21 protein-coding genes are annotated in these 17,704 nt (G+C 63.4%); 13 read left to right on the plus strand and 8 right to left on the minus strand.

The genetic code is table 11. From position 1 onward, the window contains the following. The first annotated feature begins 62 nt into the window (after positions 1–62). The 4 genes from C7H85_RS03875 to gloA are packed head-to-tail and all read left to right on the plus strand — an operon-like array spanning position 63 to position 2,752. The gene (locus C7H85_RS03875) at positions 63–1,535 is read left to right on the plus strand and encodes a DUF1538 domain-containing protein (protein WP_106728364.1); all 1,473 of its coding nucleotides are present in this window, start codon (positions 63–65) and stop codon (positions 1,533–1,535) included. Continuing rightward, entirely contained in the window at positions 1,532–1,897 is a 366-nt protein-coding gene (locus tag C7H85_RS03880; protein ID WP_106728365.1) for a transcriptional regulator, read from the plus strand. The genes C7H85_RS03875 and C7H85_RS03880 overlap by 4 nt, the downstream gene beginning before the upstream one ends. Positions 1,898–1,908: 11 nt before the next feature. Further along, positions 1,909–2,295 carry a CBS domain-containing protein gene (locus tag C7H85_RS03885; RefSeq protein ID WP_106728366.1) on the plus strand — a complete coding sequence of 129 codons (387 nt, stop codon included), beginning with the start codon at positions 1,909–1,911 and terminating at the stop codon, positions 2,293–2,295. 49 nt (positions 2,296–2,344) lie between these two features. Further along, positions 2,345–2,752 carry a lactoylglutathione lyase gene (gene gloA / locus C7H85_RS03890; RefSeq protein WP_106728367.1) on the plus strand — a complete coding sequence of 136 codons (408 nt, stop codon included), beginning with the start codon at positions 2,345–2,347 and terminating at the stop codon, positions 2,750–2,752. Between the two features lie 66 nt (positions 2,753–2,818). Here gloA and cysB read toward each other — a convergent pair whose 3' ends face one another. Continuing rightward, positions 2,819–3,793: an HTH-type transcriptional regulator CysB gene (gene cysB, locus C7H85_RS03895; protein WP_106728368.1), complete on the minus strand. Its 975-nt coding sequence runs from the start codon at positions 3,791–3,793 to the stop codon at positions 2,819–2,821. Between the two features lie 216 nt (positions 3,794–4,009). On the opposite strand from cysB, the gene C7H85_RS03900 reads away from it, so the two are divergent. Further along, the gene (locus C7H85_RS03900; RefSeq protein ID WP_106728369.1) at positions 4,010–4,774 is read left to right on the plus strand and encodes a DNA repair ATPase; all 765 of its coding nucleotides are present in this window, start codon (positions 4,010–4,012) and stop codon (positions 4,772–4,774) included. 5 nt (positions 4,775–4,779) lie between these two features. Then, positions 4,780–5,319, plus strand: a complete 540-nt coding sequence (locus C7H85_RS03905) for a VOC family protein (protein WP_106728629.1) — start codon at positions 4,780–4,782, stop codon at positions 5,317–5,319. Here C7H85_RS03905 and C7H85_RS03910 read toward each other — a convergent pair. Beyond that, positions 5,306–6,499: an MFS transporter gene (locus C7H85_RS03910; RefSeq protein ID WP_106728370.1), complete on the minus strand. Its 1,194-nt coding sequence runs from the start codon at positions 6,497–6,499 to the stop codon at positions 5,306–5,308. The two genes, C7H85_RS03905 and C7H85_RS03910, sit on opposite strands and share 14 nt — an antisense overlap. 89 nt (positions 6,500–6,588) lie before the next feature. Here C7H85_RS03910 and C7H85_RS03915 point away from each other — a divergent pair, with 89 nt between their 5' ends. The 5 genes from C7H85_RS03915 to C7H85_RS03935 are packed head-to-tail and all read left to right on the plus strand — an operon-like array spanning position 6,589 to position 10,519. Next, positions 6,589–7,500 (plus strand): LysR family transcriptional regulator, encoded by a 912-nt coding sequence (locus C7H85_RS03915; RefSeq protein ID WP_106728371.1) that lies wholly within the window; start codon positions 6,589–6,591, stop codon positions 7,498–7,500. A gap of 24 nt (positions 7,501–7,524) precedes the next feature. After that, positions 7,525–8,112, plus strand: coding sequence for a ZrgA family zinc uptake protein (locus C7H85_RS03920; RefSeq protein ID WP_106728372.1), 588 nt, complete (start codon positions 7,525–7,527; stop codon positions 8,110–8,112). Positions 8,113–8,115: 3 nt separating this feature from the next. After that, complete coding sequence (locus C7H85_RS03925) at positions 8,116–8,799, plus strand: ABC transporter ATP-binding protein (RefSeq protein ID WP_106728373.1); 684 nt, start codon at positions 8,116–8,118, stop codon at positions 8,797–8,799. Next, entirely contained in the window at positions 8,793–10,040 is a 1,248-nt protein-coding gene (locus C7H85_RS03930) for an ABC transporter permease (RefSeq protein ID WP_106728374.1), read from the plus strand. The genes C7H85_RS03925 and C7H85_RS03930 overlap by 7 nt, the downstream gene beginning before the upstream one ends. Positions 10,041–10,078: 38 nt before the next feature. Next, on the plus strand, positions 10,079–10,519 hold the full coding sequence (locus C7H85_RS03935; RefSeq protein WP_106728630.1) for a DUF3299 domain-containing protein: 441 nt from the start codon (positions 10,079–10,081) through the stop codon (positions 10,517–10,519). Between the two features lie 137 nt (positions 10,520–10,656). On the opposite strand, the gene recR is transcribed toward C7H85_RS03935, so the two are convergent. From recR to C7H85_RS03960, 5 genes are all read right to left on the minus strand, one after another. Further along, entirely contained in the window at positions 10,657–11,262 is a 606-nt protein-coding gene (gene recR / locus C7H85_RS03940) for a recombination mediator RecR (RefSeq protein ID WP_106728375.1), read from the minus strand. A 141-nt stretch (positions 11,263–11,403) separates the two neighbouring features. Next, positions 11,404–11,733, minus strand: coding sequence for a YbaB/EbfC family nucleoid-associated protein (locus C7H85_RS03945; RefSeq protein WP_106728376.1), 330 nt, complete (start codon positions 11,731–11,733; stop codon positions 11,404–11,406). A 43-nt stretch (positions 11,734–11,776) separates the two neighbouring features. After that, complete coding sequence (dnaX, locus tag C7H85_RS03950) at positions 11,777–14,026, minus strand: DNA polymerase III subunit gamma/tau (protein ID WP_106728377.1); 2,250 nt, start codon at positions 14,024–14,026, stop codon at positions 11,777–11,779. 6 nt (positions 14,027–14,032) lie between these two features. Then, positions 14,033–14,578, minus strand: a complete 546-nt coding sequence (gene apt, locus C7H85_RS03955; protein WP_106728378.1) for an adenine phosphoribosyltransferase — start codon at positions 14,576–14,578, stop codon at positions 14,033–14,035. A gap of 69 nt (positions 14,579–14,647) precedes the next feature. Then, on the minus strand, positions 14,648–15,040 hold the full coding sequence (locus tag C7H85_RS03960) for a YbaN family protein (RefSeq protein WP_106728379.1): 393 nt from the start codon (positions 15,038–15,040) through the stop codon (positions 14,648–14,650). A gap of 115 nt (positions 15,041–15,155) precedes the next feature. On the opposite strand from C7H85_RS03960, the gene C7H85_RS03965 reads away from it, so the two are divergent. Beyond that, on the plus strand, positions 15,156–16,085 hold the full coding sequence (locus tag C7H85_RS03965) for a tRNA-dihydrouridine synthase (RefSeq protein ID WP_106728380.1): 930 nt from the start codon (positions 15,156–15,158) through the stop codon (positions 16,083–16,085). A gap of 69 nt (positions 16,086–16,154) precedes the next feature. Beyond that, positions 16,155–16,526 (plus strand): transcriptional regulator, TraR/DksA family protein, encoded by a 372-nt coding sequence (locus C7H85_RS03970; protein WP_106728381.1) that lies wholly within the window; start codon positions 16,155–16,157, stop codon positions 16,524–16,526. A 132-nt stretch (positions 16,527–16,658) separates the two neighbouring features. Here the strand turns inward: C7H85_RS03970 and C7H85_RS03975 are convergent, their stop codons facing one another. Then, positions 16,659–17,630 carry a porin gene (locus C7H85_RS03975; protein ID WP_106728382.1) on the minus strand — a complete coding sequence of 324 codons (972 nt, stop codon included), beginning with the start codon at positions 17,628–17,630 and terminating at the stop codon, positions 16,659–16,661. Between the last annotated feature and the right edge of the window lie 74 nt (positions 17,631–17,704).

The raw sequence follows: 17,704 nt of genomic DNA on the forward strand, positions 1-17,704 counted from the left end.
CATCTGCGCGGCCGATAACGGACTAGACTTGGGGTCAACCGTCTTGGGTCGAGGAATACCCGGTGCTCACGCTCAGGCTGTTTGCCGCTGCCTTTCTGCATGCCCTGAATAACCTGCTGCCCATTATCCTGGTGGTGCTGCTGTTCCAGCTGCTGCTCGGCCAGTGGCCGGAGAACGCCGCCACCATGGCGCTGGGCCTGCTGGTGGTGGCCGTCGGCGTCGCCCTCTTCCTGCAGGGGCTGGAGCTCAGTATCTTTCCGGTCGGCAAGAGCCTGGCCAATCAGTTCGCCCGCAAGGGCTCCATGCCGGTGCTGCTCGGTTTCGGCTTCGCCATGGGGTTTTCGGCGGTGATCGCCGAGCCGGCGCTGATCGCCGTGGCCGATCAGGCGCAGCTGATCAGCGGGGGCCGTATCCGGGCCCTGACCCTGCGGCTGATCGTGGCCCTGTCGGTGGGCCTGGTGATGGCTCTGGGGGTGTTTCGCATCATTCTCGGCCAGGGCCTGCACTGGTACATGATCGGCGGCTACAGCCTGGTGGTGCTGATCACCTTCTTCGCTCCGCCCGAAATCGTCGGCCTGGCCTACGACTCCGGCGGGGTCACCACCAACATCGTCACGGTGCCGCTGATCGCCGCCATGGGCATCGGCCTGGCCGCCTCCATCCGGGGGCGCAATCCGCTGACGGACGGCTTCGGACTGGTGGCGCTGGCAGTGATGGTACCGATGATCAGCGTGCAGCTGTACGGCATCGTCACCTACAGCCTGTCGCCGCCCCTTCCCGCCCCACTGGTGCCCGGCGACGCCGGCAGCACCGTGGCGCCGGCCTGGCTGCAGGTGCTGAGCCTGCTGCGCGACGTGCTGCCCATCCTGGTGGTGGTGCTGTTTTTCCAGCACCTGGTACTCAGACGCGCCCTGTCCAACCCCAGCCGGGTGTTCTTCGGCTTTGTCATGGTGCTGGTGGGACTATACGCCTTCATCATCGGGCTCAAACTCGGCCTTTTTCCCATCGGCGCCAGCATGGCCGAGCAGCTGATCGCCCAGGACAAGAGCCGCTACCTGTACCTGTTCGCCTTTGCCATCGGTTTCGCCACCACCCTGGCGGAGCCGGCGCTGATGGCCGTGGGCCAGCAGGCCGAGCAGGCGGCGCCCGGCGAGCTCAACGCCCGGGTCATCCGGGTGGTGGTGGCGCTGGGGGTGGCCCTGGGCATTACCCTGGGGGTGCACCGCATCATCAGCGGCGGCTCTATCCACCACTTCATCATCGGCAGCTACCTGCTGGTATTGCTGCTGATCGGGTTCTGCCCGCGCCATATCCTGGCGCTGGCCTTCGATCTGGGCGGCGTGACCACCTCGGAGGTGACGGTGCCGCTGATCACCGCTTTGGGGATCGGCCTGGCCGGTCATATCGACGGCCGCAACGTACTGATCGACGGTTTTGGCCTGATCGCCTTCGCCTCCATTTATCCCATTGTTACCGTTATGATTTACGCCATCATCGTCAGCGTTGCGATGCGTTATCGGAGAACCACACCATGAAATTTTCACTGCTTATCGCCATCGTGCCGGAAGAGCTGGAGCAACGCTGTATCGACGCGGCCAAGGAGGCCGGCGCCGGCGGCGTGACCATCATGGGCGGCCGGGGTATCGGCAGCAGCAGCAAGAAGACCTTCTTCGGCCTGACCTACGAGGGGACCCAGAGTATCCTGTTGATGGTGCTTGAGAAAAACCTGTCCCTCCATGTGTTGAAAGCGATTCAGACCGAGCTTATAGTCCCCCCTTCGGAGAAAGATCAGGGCCAGTCGAAAGGGGTGGTGCTGACGCTGCCCCTGGAGCACCTCGGCGGCATCGAAGCGGCCCAGCTGGAGCAGTTTGAGCGCTATATTAAAGATGAGTTTTAAGGAGCGAGCCGATGCTGGTCAAAGACATCATGGTAAAGGACGTGGTTACGGTGTCGCCCTTCGCCAAGGTCCGGGAGGCCCTGAGCCTGATGAAGCGCCACAAGGTCAAGTGCCTGGTGGTCGAGAAGGCCAACGAGCACGACGCCTATGGCCTTATCACCTACTCCACCGTGATCAAGACCATAGTGGCGGAGAGCGGTGATATCGATCTCATCAGCGTGTACGACATCTGCGCCAAGCCGGCCATCGCCGTGGGCCAGGATCTGGCCATCAAGCACGTGGCGGGCCTGATGACCAATTACGGATTCAACCGCATACTGGTGCTCGACAACAACAGCCTGGTGGGCCTTATCACCATCACCGATATCATCGACACCATACTGGACATGGTGGAATAATTATAACGGACTGATTTTCAATCTTTATTTCAACACTGGGAGTCTTAATATGCGTATTCTGCACACCATGCTGCGGGTCGGCGATCTGGACAAGTCCGTCGCCTTCTACACCAGGGTCATGGGCATGAAATTGCTGCGGACCAGCGAAAATACCGAATACCAGTACACCCTGGCCTTTGTCGGTTACGGCGAGGAAAAGGACGAAGCCGTGCTCGAGCTGACCTACAACTGGGGTACCGACCGCTACGATCTGGGCAGCGCCTACGGCCATATCGCCATCGAAGCCGATGATATATACGGCATGTGCGAGCAGATCCGCGCCGCCGGCGGCAAGGTCACCCGCGAGCCGGGCCCGGTCAAGGGCGGCACCACCGTGATCGCCTTTGTCGAGGATCCCGACGGCTACAAGATAGAGCTGATCGCCAGGAAGGACGCCGGCAAGGGGCTGGGGGAATAAAGCCGGAAGCCGGAAGCCAGAAGCCAGAAGCCAGAAGCCAGGCAGGCTCTCACTTCTAGCTTCCAGCTACCGACAAGGCAGCTCTATCCCTTCGAACAGCTTGTCGATATCTTCCGGCGCCTTCAGCGCTATCGCCTTGTCCACCCGCTCCCGGGTGAGGTGCGGGGCAAAACGTTCCATGAAGTCGTACATGTAGCTGCGCAGGAAGGTGCCCTTGCGAAAACCTATCGTGGTGGTGCTGGCAGCGAACAGGTGGCTGGCGTCGATGGCCACCAGATCCGCGTCCTGCACCGGATCCACCGCCATGGTCGCCACCACGCCGATGCCGATGCCCAACCGCACATAGGTCTTGATCACGTCCGCATCGGTGGCGGTAAACACCACCTTGGGCTCGAAGCCGGCCCGGTTGAAGGCGATGTCGAGCTCGGAGCGGCCGGTAAACCCGAACACATAGGTCACCAGTGAGTAGCGGGCGATGTCGGCGATGGTGGGCCTGGTGACCGCCGCGAGCGGATGGGACTTGGGCACCAGGATGCAACGGTTCCAGTGATAGCAGGGCAGCATGATCAGATCCTGATACAGGTGCAGCGCCTCGGTGGCGATGGCGAAATCCGAGGCGCCCTTGGCCACCGACTCGCTGATCTGTACCGGCGTGCCCTGATGCATGTGCAGCGACACCTTGGGGTAGCGGGCGATAAAGCCCTTGATCACGTCGGGCAAGGCATAGCGGGCCTGAGTGTGGGTGGTGGAAATGTTCAGCGAGCCCTGATCCGGATGGGTATGCTGGCTGGCCACCGCCTTGATGCTTTCCACCTTGCCGAGGATCTCGCTGGCGATACGGATGATGTCCTGCCCTGCCGGTGTGACCTGGGTGAGATGCTTGCCGCTGCGCTCAAACACCTGGATCCCCAACTCGTCCTCCAGCATGCGGACCTGCTTGCTGATCCCCGGCTGCGAGGTATACAGGCTTTCGGCGGTGGCGGAGACATTAAGGTTGTGATTGGCAACTTCGACGATGTAGCGCAACTGCTGCAGTTTCATGACATCTCGGGGTTAAGGTGACTTAGCTAAATACTATCAGACCTTTTAGAAAGATCCTCAGGGCCCGGCCGGCGTAATGACATAATTCACTGCTAAAAGTCTGAAAAGTCGCCTGTTCCTGAACAGTATCCGCGCGGGAAGTTAGCCAAAGCCCCCCGACTGGGTTAACATTTCGTTTCGTGCACTTATTTGATAACCAATGCGAGCCGCTGACTGATGACGCTGACCCTGGTACTTATCGCGATAGGCGCCCTGCTGTTTCTGGTCATTATTTACAATATTATCCAGCAATACAGGCAAAAGCAGGAAGCCGAGAAGCGTGCCCTGCTGCTCAAGCAGAAGAACATCATCAGTGAAACCGATGAACTGCTGCTCAATGCCAGCCAGTTGCCCTACAGCAAGGCGCTGATGCTGATCCTGCACAACCGCATCCATGCCTGCCTGCAGATCATGCAGCAGAACGATCCCCGCAACAGCCAGGTCGAAACCCGCATCGGCAACATCCGCGAGCAGCTGACCCAACTGAAGGATCACTATCAGATGGAATCCGAGGGGCTCAAGCCGCCCGAGTCGGACCAGCACGCCATCCACCTGCTGCAGGTGGTCAAGCGCCTGCGCGCCGTGCTGCGGGCCGAGCACAACAAGCGCAAGGTGGGCACCCAGACCTTTATCCACGAAGACCGGCGGCTCGAACTTATTCAGCTCAAGATCAACCTCTCCAACCTGATCAAGCGGGCGCGCATGGCGTTCGAAAACCGGGAAAACGCCCTGGCCCGGCAGATGCTCGAGAAGGGCCTGAAAGTGCTGGAACCCCTGCCCGACAAGGACGAACAGCTCAAGCGCATCGAGGAAACCCTGCAGGCACGGCTGGACGAACTCACCAACAAGCAGAGCAAGGTGCAGCAGGAACAGCAGGAGCGGGAAGAGCAGCAGGAAAGCTCCGAGCTCGACATGCTGTTCCAGCCCAAGCGCAAGTGGTGACCGCCGTGCCTTCGATAACGTCCCTGCTCGGTGATACCGGGCGCTTCTTCGACGCCCTGGCCGACGGCATGGCCCGGTACGGCCTGCCCTTGGACCTGGGCCCCATGGATCACATCTGCTACCGGGCCGCCGACAAGCGCGAATACCTGGATCTGCGCGAGTGTCTGCATGCCCACGGCGACAACCTGATGGAAGGCATGATAGGTGGCAGGCCCATCATGACCTTCCGCCTCGGCGCGCCGCTGACCAGCCCGTTCGGGCCTATCGACTGCCTGGAGCTGGCCGCTCCCAAACCCGGAAAACGGCATCATCCGGGCCTGGAGCACGGGGAGATAGTGGTGCCCGACCTGCACCGGTTGCAGTCGGCCCACCCCCGGGTGCCCTTCGACGACCGGGCCCTGGCGCAGAGCCCGCCGGAGCTGAGCCTGTCGCTGCCCCCCTACCAGATAAAATTCCACCCGCGCAGCCTGGCGGACACCATCGCGGAGGAAATCGCCCTCGGCCTGGTGCTACCGGTGCCGGCGGTGTATTTCAGGACGCCATAGCCAGACACCGCCGTTCGGCGCGGCGCAAGCGCAGGCTGAGGCCGGCGGTAACCAGCAGGACCAGTATCATGCCCACCGCAATGCCCGGCAGCCCGGCCCGCTCCCAGTAGGGATACAAATAGAGACCGCCCAGGCTCGCCCCCAGGTAGTAAAACACCAGGTACAGCGACGAGGCCAGCGCCCGGTGCCGGCGCACGCTGCGCCCCACCCAGCTGCTGGCGCAGGCATGGGCCAGGAAGAAGGCGAAGCTGTCGATCAGCAGCGCCAGCAGGATCACCGGCAGCCGCTCGCTGAACAGCCCCAGGCTGCCCACCGCCATAATACCGATGGCCCCCAGCAGGGTGTTGCAGACGCCGAACCGGTTGATCAGCAGCCCGCTGATGCCGGAGGCGAAGGTGCCGGTAAGATAGGTCAGGAACAGCAGGCCGATGGCGGCGGGTGCCAGGGCAGTCGGCGGCGCGGACAGGTAAAACGCCACATAGGTGTACTGGTTGAGAAACACCATGAAATTGAGCCCGCCAACCAGATAGACGGGCCAGAGCAGCGGATTGCGCAGATGCGCCAGTAAGGCGCTGGCCCCCTCTCCCCGGCGGGCCGGCACAAAATGCCGTGAACGGGGCAACAGCCTGAGCAGCGGCAGCCACAGCAGCAGGCTGATGCCGCCCAGCACCAGGAAGCTGGCCTGCCAGCCCTGGGCCCATTCGGCTATCAGCCCGCCAAACACCCGTCCGGCGATGCCACCGACCGAATTGGCGGCGATATAGATGCCGATGCTGGTCACCAGCGCCTTGGGCGTGAACTCCTCGCCCATGTAGGCCACGGCGGTCGCTGGCAGGCCGGCCAGGAAGAACCCCTGGATGCCCCGCAGCATCACCAGGGTGCCGAAGCCCGGCACCCACGCCATCAGCAGGCCGAGCAGGATGGCGGCCAGCAGGCAGCCCAGCATCACCGGCTTGCGCCCCGTCATGTCCGCCACCCGCGCCCAGAACAACAGGCCGATGGCCAGCCCCAGGGTCGACACCGACAGCACCCAGCCGGCGCTGAGCGCCGACAGCCCGAAGTCGCTCGCCAGCAGCGGCAGCAGCGGCTGGGTCAGGTAGAGGTTGATAAACACCAGCATGGAACCCAGCCCCAGGGCCAGGGTCGCGCGCCACCAGGGCGGGGTTTTCAGGTCAATCATGGTCGTCTCCCGGATCACTGGCTTGACCTTACGCCCCGGATGATCATAAATGAAATATATTAAAATTATGGAATTAATAATAAAACGTTATGCTTGATACCAAATGGCTGCGCCAGTTCTACGCGGTGGCCCAGGCCGGCGGCATTACCCGCGCCGCCGAACAACTGCACCTGGCCCAGCCCGCCGTGACCATGACCATCAAGAAGCTGGAGCAGCAGCTGGGCGTGATGCTGTTCGAGCGCCACCAGGGCCGCATGCGGCTCACCACCGAGGGTGAACGGCTGTACCAGCATGCCGAGCGCATCCTCGGTGCCCTGCGGCTGGCGGAGCAGGACATGGCGGCGCTGCACGATCTCAACGCCGGCGAGGTCTGCATCGGCATCCCCAGCATGCTCGGCTCCTTCTATTTTCCGCCGCTGCTGATGGCGTTCAAGCACCGCTACCCGGGGTTGTCGATCCGGGTGGAGGAAGCGGGTACCCAGGACGTGCTGGAGCGCCTGTGCCGGGGGCAGCTGGGGCTCGGCATCGTGCTGACCTCCTCGCTGCCGCCGGCGCTGACCGGCCTGCCGCTGCTGCGGGAGGAAATGGTCGCCGTGGTGCACGCGGATCATCCGGCCCGGCACCGGCCCCACATCGAGATCCGGGACTTCCTCGCCCAGGAGCTGGCGGTGTTCCGCCACGGCTTCTTCCACCGGGAATACATCGACGAGGTGGCCCGCCAGGCCGGCGTCACCCCCAGGATCGGCTTCGAGAGCAACCTGATCCCCCTGCTCAAGGCGGTGGTCCGCCACGGCTTTGCCATCACCACCTTTCTGCGCATGGTGATCGCGGACGACCCGGATCTCTTCCCCGTGTCCTTCGCCGAGCCATTCTTTCTCGACCTCTGCCTGGCCTGGCCCCGGGATCGGCGCCTGTCCCGCGCCGAGCAGGCGTTCATCCACTTTCTCGACGCGCAGCACGACAAGGCTTTACAGCCACCGGGAAAAGATGTTATAACATAACAAATAAATTCAATGGAGCCTCGTATGACACTTAAACTGCTCGCCCTGACCACCGCCATGCTGCCCGTGCTGACCAGCGCCCAGACCCAGCTGGGCATGCACGAACACGGCTTCGGCATGCTCAACCTGGTGCTGGAGCAGAACGAGCTGCTGCTCGAGCTGACCGCCCCGGCCGCCGATATCGTCGGCTTCGAGCACCGGGCCGGTACCGAGGCGGAACAGGCACAGCGAGAGGCGGCGCTGGAGCAACTCCGCCAGGCCAACGCCTTGTTCACCCTGACCCCGGCGGCGGCCTGCCGGCTGGAAAAGGTTGATCTGGCCGGGGACGGGCACGACCATCACGACGACCACAACCATCATGATGACCATGATCACCGGCATGACGACGAGCCCCAAGGCCATGAGCATGAGCATGAGCACGATGACCATGATCACAGCGATATCCTGGTACACTACTTCTACCACTGCGACCGGCCGGACGCGCTGAGCCGCATCGAGGTGGCCCTGTTCGAACGGTTCCCGAGCTTTCACCGCATCGAGGTGCAGGGTATCCTGCCTTCCGGCCAACTGGCGGACACCCTGACGCCGGAACAACCCCAAATCGACTGGTAAGCCATGACCGCACTTATCGCCATAGAGGATCTGCGTTTCGCCTGGCCGGGCCAGCCCGAGCTGCTGCATATCGAGCGGCTGACCCTGGCCCCGGGCGAGCGGGTATTTATCAAGGGACCGAGCGGCAGCGGCAAGAGCACCCTGCTCGGCCTGCTGGCCGGCATCCACCGGGCCCGGGGCGGGCTGGTGGTACTGGGCCAGGATCTGTCGCGACTCTCCAACCGGGCCCGGGATCGCTTCCGGGCCGATCACCTGGGCTATATCTTCCAGCAGTTCAACCTGCTGCCCTTCCTGTCCGTGCTGGAAAACGTCACCTCGGCGCTGATCTTCTCACCCCGCAAGCGGGCCCGGCTGCCGGCCCTGGCCCACCAGGAGGCCGAGCGCCTGCTGGCCGAACTGCAGCTGCCCACCAGCCTCTGGCACCAGCCAGTCCATCGGCTGAGCATCGGCCAGCAGCAACGGGTGGCGGCGGCCCGGGCGCTGATCGGCCGCCCCGAGCTGGTGATCGCCGATGAACCCACCTCGGCGCTGGACACCGACAACAGGGCCGCCTTTATCGAACTGCTGTTCGGCGAATGCGCCCAGCAAGGCAGCACCCTGGTGTTTGTGAGCCACGATCCCGGACTGGAGTCGTTGTTTTCCCGGGTGGTATCCCTGCCCGAACTGAATAAGGTACCGCCATGTTAATGCTGGCGTTAAAAAGCCTGTGGGCACGCCGGCTCACGGCGGGACTGACCCTGGCGGCCATCGCCATCAGCGTGCTGCTGCTGGTGGGGGTGGAAAAGGTGCGCGTTGAGCTGAAGGACGGCTTCGCCCGTACCATTTCCGGCACCGATCTGATCGTGGGCGCCCGCTCGGGCCAGATCAACCTGCTGCTCTATTCGGTGTTCCGCCTCGGCAACCCCACCAACAACATCAGTTGGGAGTCCTACCAGCGCATCAGGGAGCAGAGCGGGGTGGCCTGGACCATTCCCCTCTCCCTCGGCGACTCCCACCAGGGGTTCCGGGTGCTGGGCACCAGCGAAGAGTATTTCACCCATTACGCCTACGGCCGGCAGCAGCCGCTCGCGCTGGCCGAGGGCCGTCCCTTCGCGGACACCTTCGAGGCGGTAATCGGCGCCGAGGTGGCCCGCCGGCTGGGCTACCGGCTGGACGACAAGCTGGTGATCGCCCACGGCGCCGGCAATACCTCCTTCAGCCTGCATGAAGACCTGCCCTTTACCCTGGTGGGCATACTGGCACCCACCGGCACCCCGGTGGACAGGACGGTGCACGTGCGGCTGGACGGGCTGGAGGCCATTCACCTGGGCTGGCAGAGCGGGCGCCAGACCCGGACGCTGTCGGCCGAGGACACGCGGACGGCGGATCTCACCCCCGCGGCCATCACCGCCTTCCTGGTGGGGCTGGAGAACAAGGTGATGACCTTCCAGCTGCAACGGGCCATCAACAACTACCGGGCCGAGCCGCTGTCGGCCATCCTGCCCGGTACCGCCCTGCATGAGCTGTGGAGCATGATGGGGATGGCGGAAAAGGCCATCGCCTTTATCGCCCTGTTCGTGGTGGTGGCCGGCCTGCTCGGCATGCTGACCACCCTGCTGGCGGGGCTGTCGGCACGGCGGCGCGAGCTGGCCATACTGCGCTCGCTCGGTGCCGGACCGCGTCACCTGTTTGCGCTGCTGGCGCTGGAAGCCGCCATTCTGACCGGCCTGGGTATGTTACTCGGGCTGCTGGTGTTGTATCTTTCCCTGACCCTGGCCGCTCCCCTGGTCCAGGCCCAATATGGCCTGCTGCTGTATCCAGGCCTGCCCACGCCGGCGGAATGGCGCCTGCTGGGACTGGTCTGGCTGGCGGGGGTGATCATCGGCCTGTTGCCCGCAGCCCAGGCCTATCGCTATTCGGTGAACGACGGAATGAGTATCAAACAGTGAACACAGCACGCATCTGCCTGGCCGCACTGGCCCTGATCATGTCCCCCGCCTGGGCCGACGAATTCACCCTGCTGGAGTGGGACGAACTGATCCCGCTGGAAGAGCGGCTCAACCCGCCCCCCTTCCCCGAGGTGGATCACGAGGACGAATTCGCCATTCCCTCCCAGCCGGTGGGCAAGGTGGTGGATTCGCTCAACGGCAAGAAGGTCCGTCTGCCGGGCTTCGTGGTGCCGCTGGAAGGCGACAGCAAGGAGATCACCACCTTCTTCCTGGTGCCCTACTTCGGCGCCTGCATCCATGTACCGCCGCCGCCCACCAACCAGATAGTGTACGTGGACTATCCCAAGGGCGCCCGGGTCGACGATCTGTGGGACGCGGTCTGGGTCACCGGCACCCTGCGTACCGTCAGCGCCAGTCACGAAGTGGCCAACGCCTCCTACTCCCTCGAAGGGGTCAGCGTCGAGCCCTACGATCTCTGAGCCCTGAAACGGCAACGGCATCCCATTGGGATGCCGTTGCCTGATAATACTTTCGCCGGGTGGTTCTCTTTATCCCGGCGGTTTAACCCTCGTCATCTCCGCGCAGGCGGAGATCCAGGATCGTCTGCAACGCCCTCTCAGCCGGCGAAGGCCTTGCGCCCCATCAGCGAGTGGCTGAGGGTATTGCCGTCCACCAGCTCCAGTTCGCCGCCGATGGGCACCCCGTGGGCGATACGGCTGACCCTGACCCCGTGGCTGCGGGCGATATCGGCGATAAAATAGGCGGTTGCTTCTCCTTCCACCGTGGGATTGGTGGCCAGGATCAACTCTTCGAACTGCTCTGCCGCCAGCCAGTCGGCCAGGCTGTCCAGCCCCAGTTCTTCCGGGCCGACTCCGTCGAGCGGCGACAGATGCCCCATCAGCACGAAATAGCGGCCCTGATACTGGCCGGTCTGCTCGATCGCCACCACATCGGCCGGGCTTTCCACGATGCACAGCTGACCGCCCATGGCCCGCTTGGGATTGGCGCAGATCGGACAGGTGTCCTCTTCGGTAAAGGTGCGGCACTGGCGGCAGTGGCCGATGCGATCCAGTGCCTGCTCCAGTACATGGGCCAGCTTGCGGCCGCCGGCGCGTTGGCGCTCCAGCAGGGCAAAGGCCATGCGCTGGGCCGACTTGGGGCCGACGCCAGGCAGGACTTGCAGGCTTTTAATCAATTCATCCAACAGGGGACTAAAACGCATGGCAGGACTCTTGGAAAAGGAGCTGGAAGCTGGAAGCTGGAAGCTGGAAGCTGGAAGCTGGAAGCTGGAAGCTGGAACATAAACGGCCTTGAGCAGGCGTCAATCTTAATTCTTCCAGCTTCCAGCCTGCGGCTTCAAGCTTCAGAACGGCATCTTGAAGCCTGGCGGTAATTGCATGCCGCCGGTCAGTTCGCCCATGCGGGATTTGTTCTGCTCTTCCACCCGGCGTACCGCATCGTTGACGGCGGCGGCCAGCAGATCCTCGAGCAGCTCCTTGTCGTCTTGCAGCAGGCTGTCGTCGAGTTCAACCCGGCGTACCGAATGGCTGCCGGTCATGGTCACCTTGACCAGGCCGGCGCCGGCCTCGCCCACCACTTCCATCTGGGCCAGCTCTTCCTGCAGCTTCTGCATTTTTTCCTGCATCTGCTGAGCCTGTTTCATGATATTGCCAAGTCCACCTTTACCAAACATAGGGTTGTCACTCTTGTTAATGGATTAATAATGACGGCGCGATTCAGTCCGCCATGGGTTCGATACTGTCCGTGTCCAGCACGGCGGCGAAACGCGAGATAAAAAATTGTACCGCATCATCGGCCTCGATTTCATCCCTGGCGCGCGCCTTCGCCGCCTGATACAGCAATTGCTCTATCTCAAAGGGCGTCTGCCCTTCGCCCTCACCGATGGCTACCTGCAAGTTTAGCGTGTCCGGATGGTGCTGGCGCAACACCGCTTCCAGCTCCTGCCGGGTCTTGTCGGTCAGCAGGTGACGGTGCTCGGGCCGCAGCCGGAGCTGCCAGTCATCGCCGTTGTGGCTCAGGGTGCTGTGCATGGCCAGTTGCCGGAGCAGGCCTCCCAGGGGCAACACCGCTACCAGCCGGGTCCAGTCGTCTTCCGCCTGGGGCAGCAGGCTGGCCGCCCTGAGCGGTGCCGGCCCCGGGGACGACACCTTGCGAGCCGGGGTCGGCGGCGGTGGCGCTGCTGCGGGAGCCGGCGCGGAGGCCGGCCGGCGCGGCGCCGATGGCGATGGCGATGGCGATGGCGATGGCGATGGCGATGGCGATGGCGATGGAATTATCCGCGGAGCCTCGTCCTGCTGCCAAGGGGCCTCGTCGTTGTCCCAGGGCAGATCGTCGTAGGCATCCAGCGGCGGCAACTCATCGGCAGCCGGCCGGGCCGCCGCCGGGACCCTGACCGGTGCCAGCTCGGCACTCACCACCCCGGCTGCCGGCCTGCTGCTGGCGGAAACGGTGCCGGCCGGGGCCGCCGTTTTCTCCGGCTCCTGGCTGCGCAGCCGGTTGCGCGTCTGTAACAAGCGCCGGATGCGCGCCACCTCGGCGGCCGCGTCATCGACCATCGGCCCCGTCGCCGGCTCGGGCGCCATCGTATCCGGCTGTGGCTGTGGCTGTGGCTGTGGCTGTGGCTGTGGCTGTGGCTGTGGCTGTGGCTGTGGCTGTGGCTGTGGCTGTGGCTGTGGCTGTGGCTGTGGCTGTGCAGCAGTTTCCACCGGGGGCGCGTCGTCGGCAACCGTGGTGCCATGCCCGAGCCGTGCGGCCTCGGTCAGGATCTCGGCCTGCTCCTGCTGCAGTTTCGCCGCCATGTCGTCGTCCTCGTCCACGCCCCCGGGAGCGGACGAGACGGCTGGCGGCTCAGGCTTTTTTACCGGGGCATTCCCGGGCAGGATCGACACCGCCTGGGGGCGGAAAGCCAGGCTGCGCAACAAGGTCATTTCCAGTGCGGAACGGCCATCGGGCGCAAAGGGCAGGTCCTTTCGGCCCTGCACACAAATCTGGTAATAGAGCTGGATCTGCTCGGGCGAGACCAACGGCGCCAGCCGGTTCAGCTCCGCCGCATGGGGCAGCCCCTGGGCCGGGATCACCTGGGCCAGGGCCAGCTGATGCCAGAAGCCGATCAGCTCCCTGTGCACCTGATCGTAGTCCGGCCCCATGGCGGCCAGCTCGGCTACCCGGGCCAGCAGCGCTTCGCCATCACCGGCGAGCACCGCCTCCACCAGCCCCAGCAGCTGCTGCCGGTTCAGGTTACCGAGCATCGTCTCCACCTGCGCCAGGTGCACCTCGCCATTGCCGAAGGCCAGGGCCTGATCGGTCAGGCTCAGGGCATCGCGCAGGCTGCCGTCGGCGGCCCGGGCCAGGGCCGCCGTGGCCTGCTCCTCGAACGGCAGCTGTTCCTGCCGCAGGATATGCCGCAACTGGCCATCGATCTGCCCCGGTTCCAGGCTTTTCAGATGGAACTGCAGGCAACGGGACAAAATGGTGATCGGCAGCTTTTGCGGATCCGTGGTGGCCAGCAAAAATTTCACATGGGGCGGCGGCTCTTCCAGGGTTTTCAGCAGCGCGTTGAAGCTGTGGCGGGACAGCATGTGCACTTCGTCGATCAGGTAAACCTTGAAGCGACCGCGGGCGGGCTGGTATTGCACATTGTCGAGCAGCTCTCGGGTGTCTTCCACCTTGGTGCGGCTGGCGGCGTCGATTTCCAGCAGATCGACGAAGCGCCCCTGCTCTATCTCCAGGCAACTGGTGCACTGCCCGCACGGCTCGGCGGTAACACCGGTATCACAGTTGAGCGCCTTGGCCAGCAGGCGGGCGATGGAAGTCTTGCCCACGCCCCGGGTACCGCTGAACAGGTAAGCATGGTGCAGCCGCCCCTGGGCCAGGGCGTTGACCAGGGCGGTCAGCACATGCTGCTGCCCGACCACGTCGGCAAAGCGCCGGGGTCGCCATTTCCTGGCGAGAACCTGATAGCTCATAAGGGATTAATGCCCGTCGAACTCGACCAGACTGGTCACCTTGACCCCCAGCTTGTTCAGTCGCTGCATGCCGCCCAGGGCCGGCAGGCCGATGACGAAGGCTGCGTCCTGCACTTCGCCGCCGCAGCGGCGCACCAGTTTGACCGCCGCTTCCACCGTGCCGCCGGTGGCCAGCAGATCATCCACGATCAACACCTTCTCGCCCGGGGCGATGGCGTCCACGTGGATCTGCAGCTTGTCCTGGCCGTATTCCAGATCGTAGCCGACCTCGATGACCTCGCGCGGCAGCTTGCCGGGCTTGCGCGCCGGCACAAAACCCACCCCCAGCGCCGCCGCCACCGGGGCCCCGAAGATAAAGCCCCGGGCCTCGGTGCCCAGTACCTTGGTGATGCCGGAGTGGCGATACAGTTCCACCAGGGCCTCGATGGTCAGGCGAAACGCCTCGGCGTTTTCCACCAGGCTGGTGATATCACGGAACACGATGCCCGGCTTGGGATAATCGGCAATGGAGACGATACTGTCGGCAATCAGCTTAAGGGTTTCTTGTTTCATAGTGGATAAGGCAGCCTCGTTGGGCCCGGCTCGGTGCCGGGCAGGCAGGGATATGGGACTGCGGCTAGCTTAGGGCCTAGTTTGTTTCATTGCAACCGCGGGCCGGTCGGGGACCAGGGGTAAGCGCAAAAACCAGACCAACAATGCCAAAAATGTGAACACCAGTGCGATTTTAACCCACCACAGCGGCACCATGTAGATGGAAAACGCGAAGCTGGCCGCCATCATCCACAGCGCCCGGCGCCGCACATGCGGGCGCAGGCCGCGGTGCTGTTGCCAGTCGCGGATCATGCCGCCGAACCAGGGGTGGCTGAGCAACCAACGGTGGACCCGGGGGGAAGACTTGCCGAAAAAAAACGCCGACAGCAACACGAAAGGCGTGGTGGGCAACACCGGCAAGAAGGCCCCGAGCAACCCCAGCCCCAGCGACACGCCGCCAAGCAGGGCAAACAATATGCGCATCCGGCCCTCCTTTGTTAACAGCCCGAGCATAGCAGGAAGCGCCGCCAGCGGGAAGCCGCTTCCCGCCCGTCCGCTTAGGCTTTACAATCCCGCTTTTGCATCATGTAGAACCCTTATGCGCCTGATACTGGCCCCGATGGAAGGGGTACTGGACCACCTGATGCGGGATCTGCTGACCCGCCTCAATCCGTTCGACCTCTGCCTGACCGAGTTTATCCGGGTGGTGGACATGCGCCTGCCGCCGCGGGTGTTCTACCGGCTGTGCCCGGAGCTGCGCCAGGGGTGCAGAACCCCCGCCGGCACCCCGGTGCGCATCCAGCTGCTGGGCCAGGATCCGGACTGGCTGGCGGAAAATGCCGCCCAGGCCTGTGCCCTGGGTGCCGGCGGCATCGATCTCAACTTCGGCTGCCCGGCCAAGACCGTCAACAAGCACAAGGGCGGCGCGGCCCTGCTCGACAACAGCGAACTGCTGTATCGGATCGCCCGGGCGGTCCGGGCCGCCGTGCCCGCCGCCCTGCCGGTCAGTGCCAAGATCCGGCTGGGCGTGGACGAGCGCGACAGCTACCTGACCAACAGCCTGGCCCTGGCCGAGGGTGGCATCAGCGAGCTGGCGGTGCATGCGCGCAGCAAGCGCGACGGCTACCGCCCCCCCGCCCACTGGCCGCTGGTGGCGGAGATCCGGCAGGCGCTGCAGATCCCGGTGGTGGTCAACGGGGAAATATGGAATGCCGACCAGGCCGCGGCGGCCAGGGCGCAGAGCCGGTGCCAGGACATCATGCTGGGCCGCGGCGCCCTGGCCTTGCCCAACCTGGCCGCCACCATCAAGTCCGGGGTCGCGCCCATGAGCTGGCCGGCGGTGGTGCAACTGTTGCTGGACTATTCCGGACTGGAGATCGGCGGTGACAAGGGGGTCTATTACCCCAATCGCATCAAGCAGTGGCTGAGCTATCTCAAGCTGTACTATCCGCAGGCGCAGGCGTTGTTCGGCCAAATTCGTACCCTGAAGCAGACCCGCGATATCAGACAGACTCTCGCGCTCCTTTGATTTGCGTCATACCGACCCGGGCGGGCCCTCCCTATACTGGCTGCCGGTATCACGGTTTTGGATCAAGGTATGAGCAGCACCATTTCAGAATCCCAGCTGGAGGCCAGGCTGCTGGCAGAGGCCCGGGCGCGGCGCCAGGCCTTCTGGCACAGCCTGCTGGCCCTCGATGCACGGCTGGCGGCCGAACTGCACCGGCTACCGCCGGACGAATGGGCCGATGTCGCCGCGCTGGCCGCCTACCCCCAGTTGCACACTCATCTCAAGGCACTCAGGCAGGTCGATGCCGCCCTGTGCCAGTGGCAGCTGGGGTTGTACGGCCTGTGCAGCGATTGCGAAGCCGAGCTGACCCCGGAGCAGTTATGGCAAGATCCCTGCCGCCAGCGCTGCGCCCCGTGCGAAGAAAAATACCGGAAGGCCCAGCACGGCGCCTGGGAGCTGTAACGGAACGGGGATTAGGGATTAGGGATTAGGGATTAGGGATTAGGGATTAGGGATTAGGGATTAGAAAAAAGGATATAAAAAAGCCGGCTGACGCCGGCTTTTTTGAACTTCGGTATTCAGCTAAAAGCAGAATTAGAAGTTGTACTGGATACCAACGCCGTAACGGTCGTTCGCATTAACGGTTTCGTCGATGTAGTACTCACCGTACAGCTTGGTCTTGGCGTTCAGGGCATACTTGGCAGCCAGGATATAGTCTTCAACCAGTACACGCGGGCCCACGATATCGCTGTCGGCTTTCTTGAAGTTGAAGCCCAGGCCCAGGGTCCAGGCGTCGACGGTGTAGGTACCAACGGCTTCCCACTGGTCGGCATCGAGAGTGGTGGTCTGGTCAGACTGACCGTAGGTCACACCGAAGTAGAAACCATCGATGGCGTAGTTTACGCCCAGGCCCCACTTGTCCAGGTCGCCACCATTGAAGTTGATTTGCTCGTAAGCGGCAGCCAGACCCAGATCACCCGGGCCGGCAGCCAGAGCATAGCCGGCAGACAGGCTGTACTGGTTCTCAGGAGTACCAACGGCATCGCTCAGACGGTTTTCGTCGGCGAAGGCATAGGCAGCGCGCAGATCGAAGCCCTGGTCGGCGTAGCTTACGCGCACCTGGTCGTCGATACGGAAGCCGTGATCGTAGGCAGCGGCGCCGCCCAGTTCAAAGATATCGGTGAAGTCGGACAGCTGAACGTAGGGGTTCTCGCTCTTGCCGAAGGTCAGGTCGGTGGTGTCCATGAAACGGAAACCGGCCCAGGCGTAACGGGAGTTAATGTCCTGGGTGTTGGCGTCGTTAGCGGTTTCGGCAGTGACCTGCCATTCCAGCTTACCGATCAGGTCCACGTCCTGGTTCAGGTTGTACTTGACGTTCACGCCCAGACGAGCGGAGCCGTCGCCGCCGATGTCTTCGTTGTCGGCGCCGTTCAGTTCGCCGATGTCGTACTGGATACGGCCGTATACGTCTACCTGGGTGCCGTCTTCAGCGGAATATACGGTAGCGGCATTTGCAGAAGTTGCAAACAGCGCAGGGATGGTCAGTGCAAGAATTGTCTTTTTCATAATTTTAGATGCCTACTGTAATTAAACACTAAGTCCTTGTTATTCCCTGTGTTAGCAACGATTGACGTTACTAT

The sequence above is a fragment of the Zobellella endophytica genome (assembly GCF_003012775.1).
Taxonomy (GTDB): Bacteria; Pseudomonadota; Gammaproteobacteria; order Enterobacterales; family Aeromonadaceae; genus Oceanimonas; species Oceanimonas endophytica.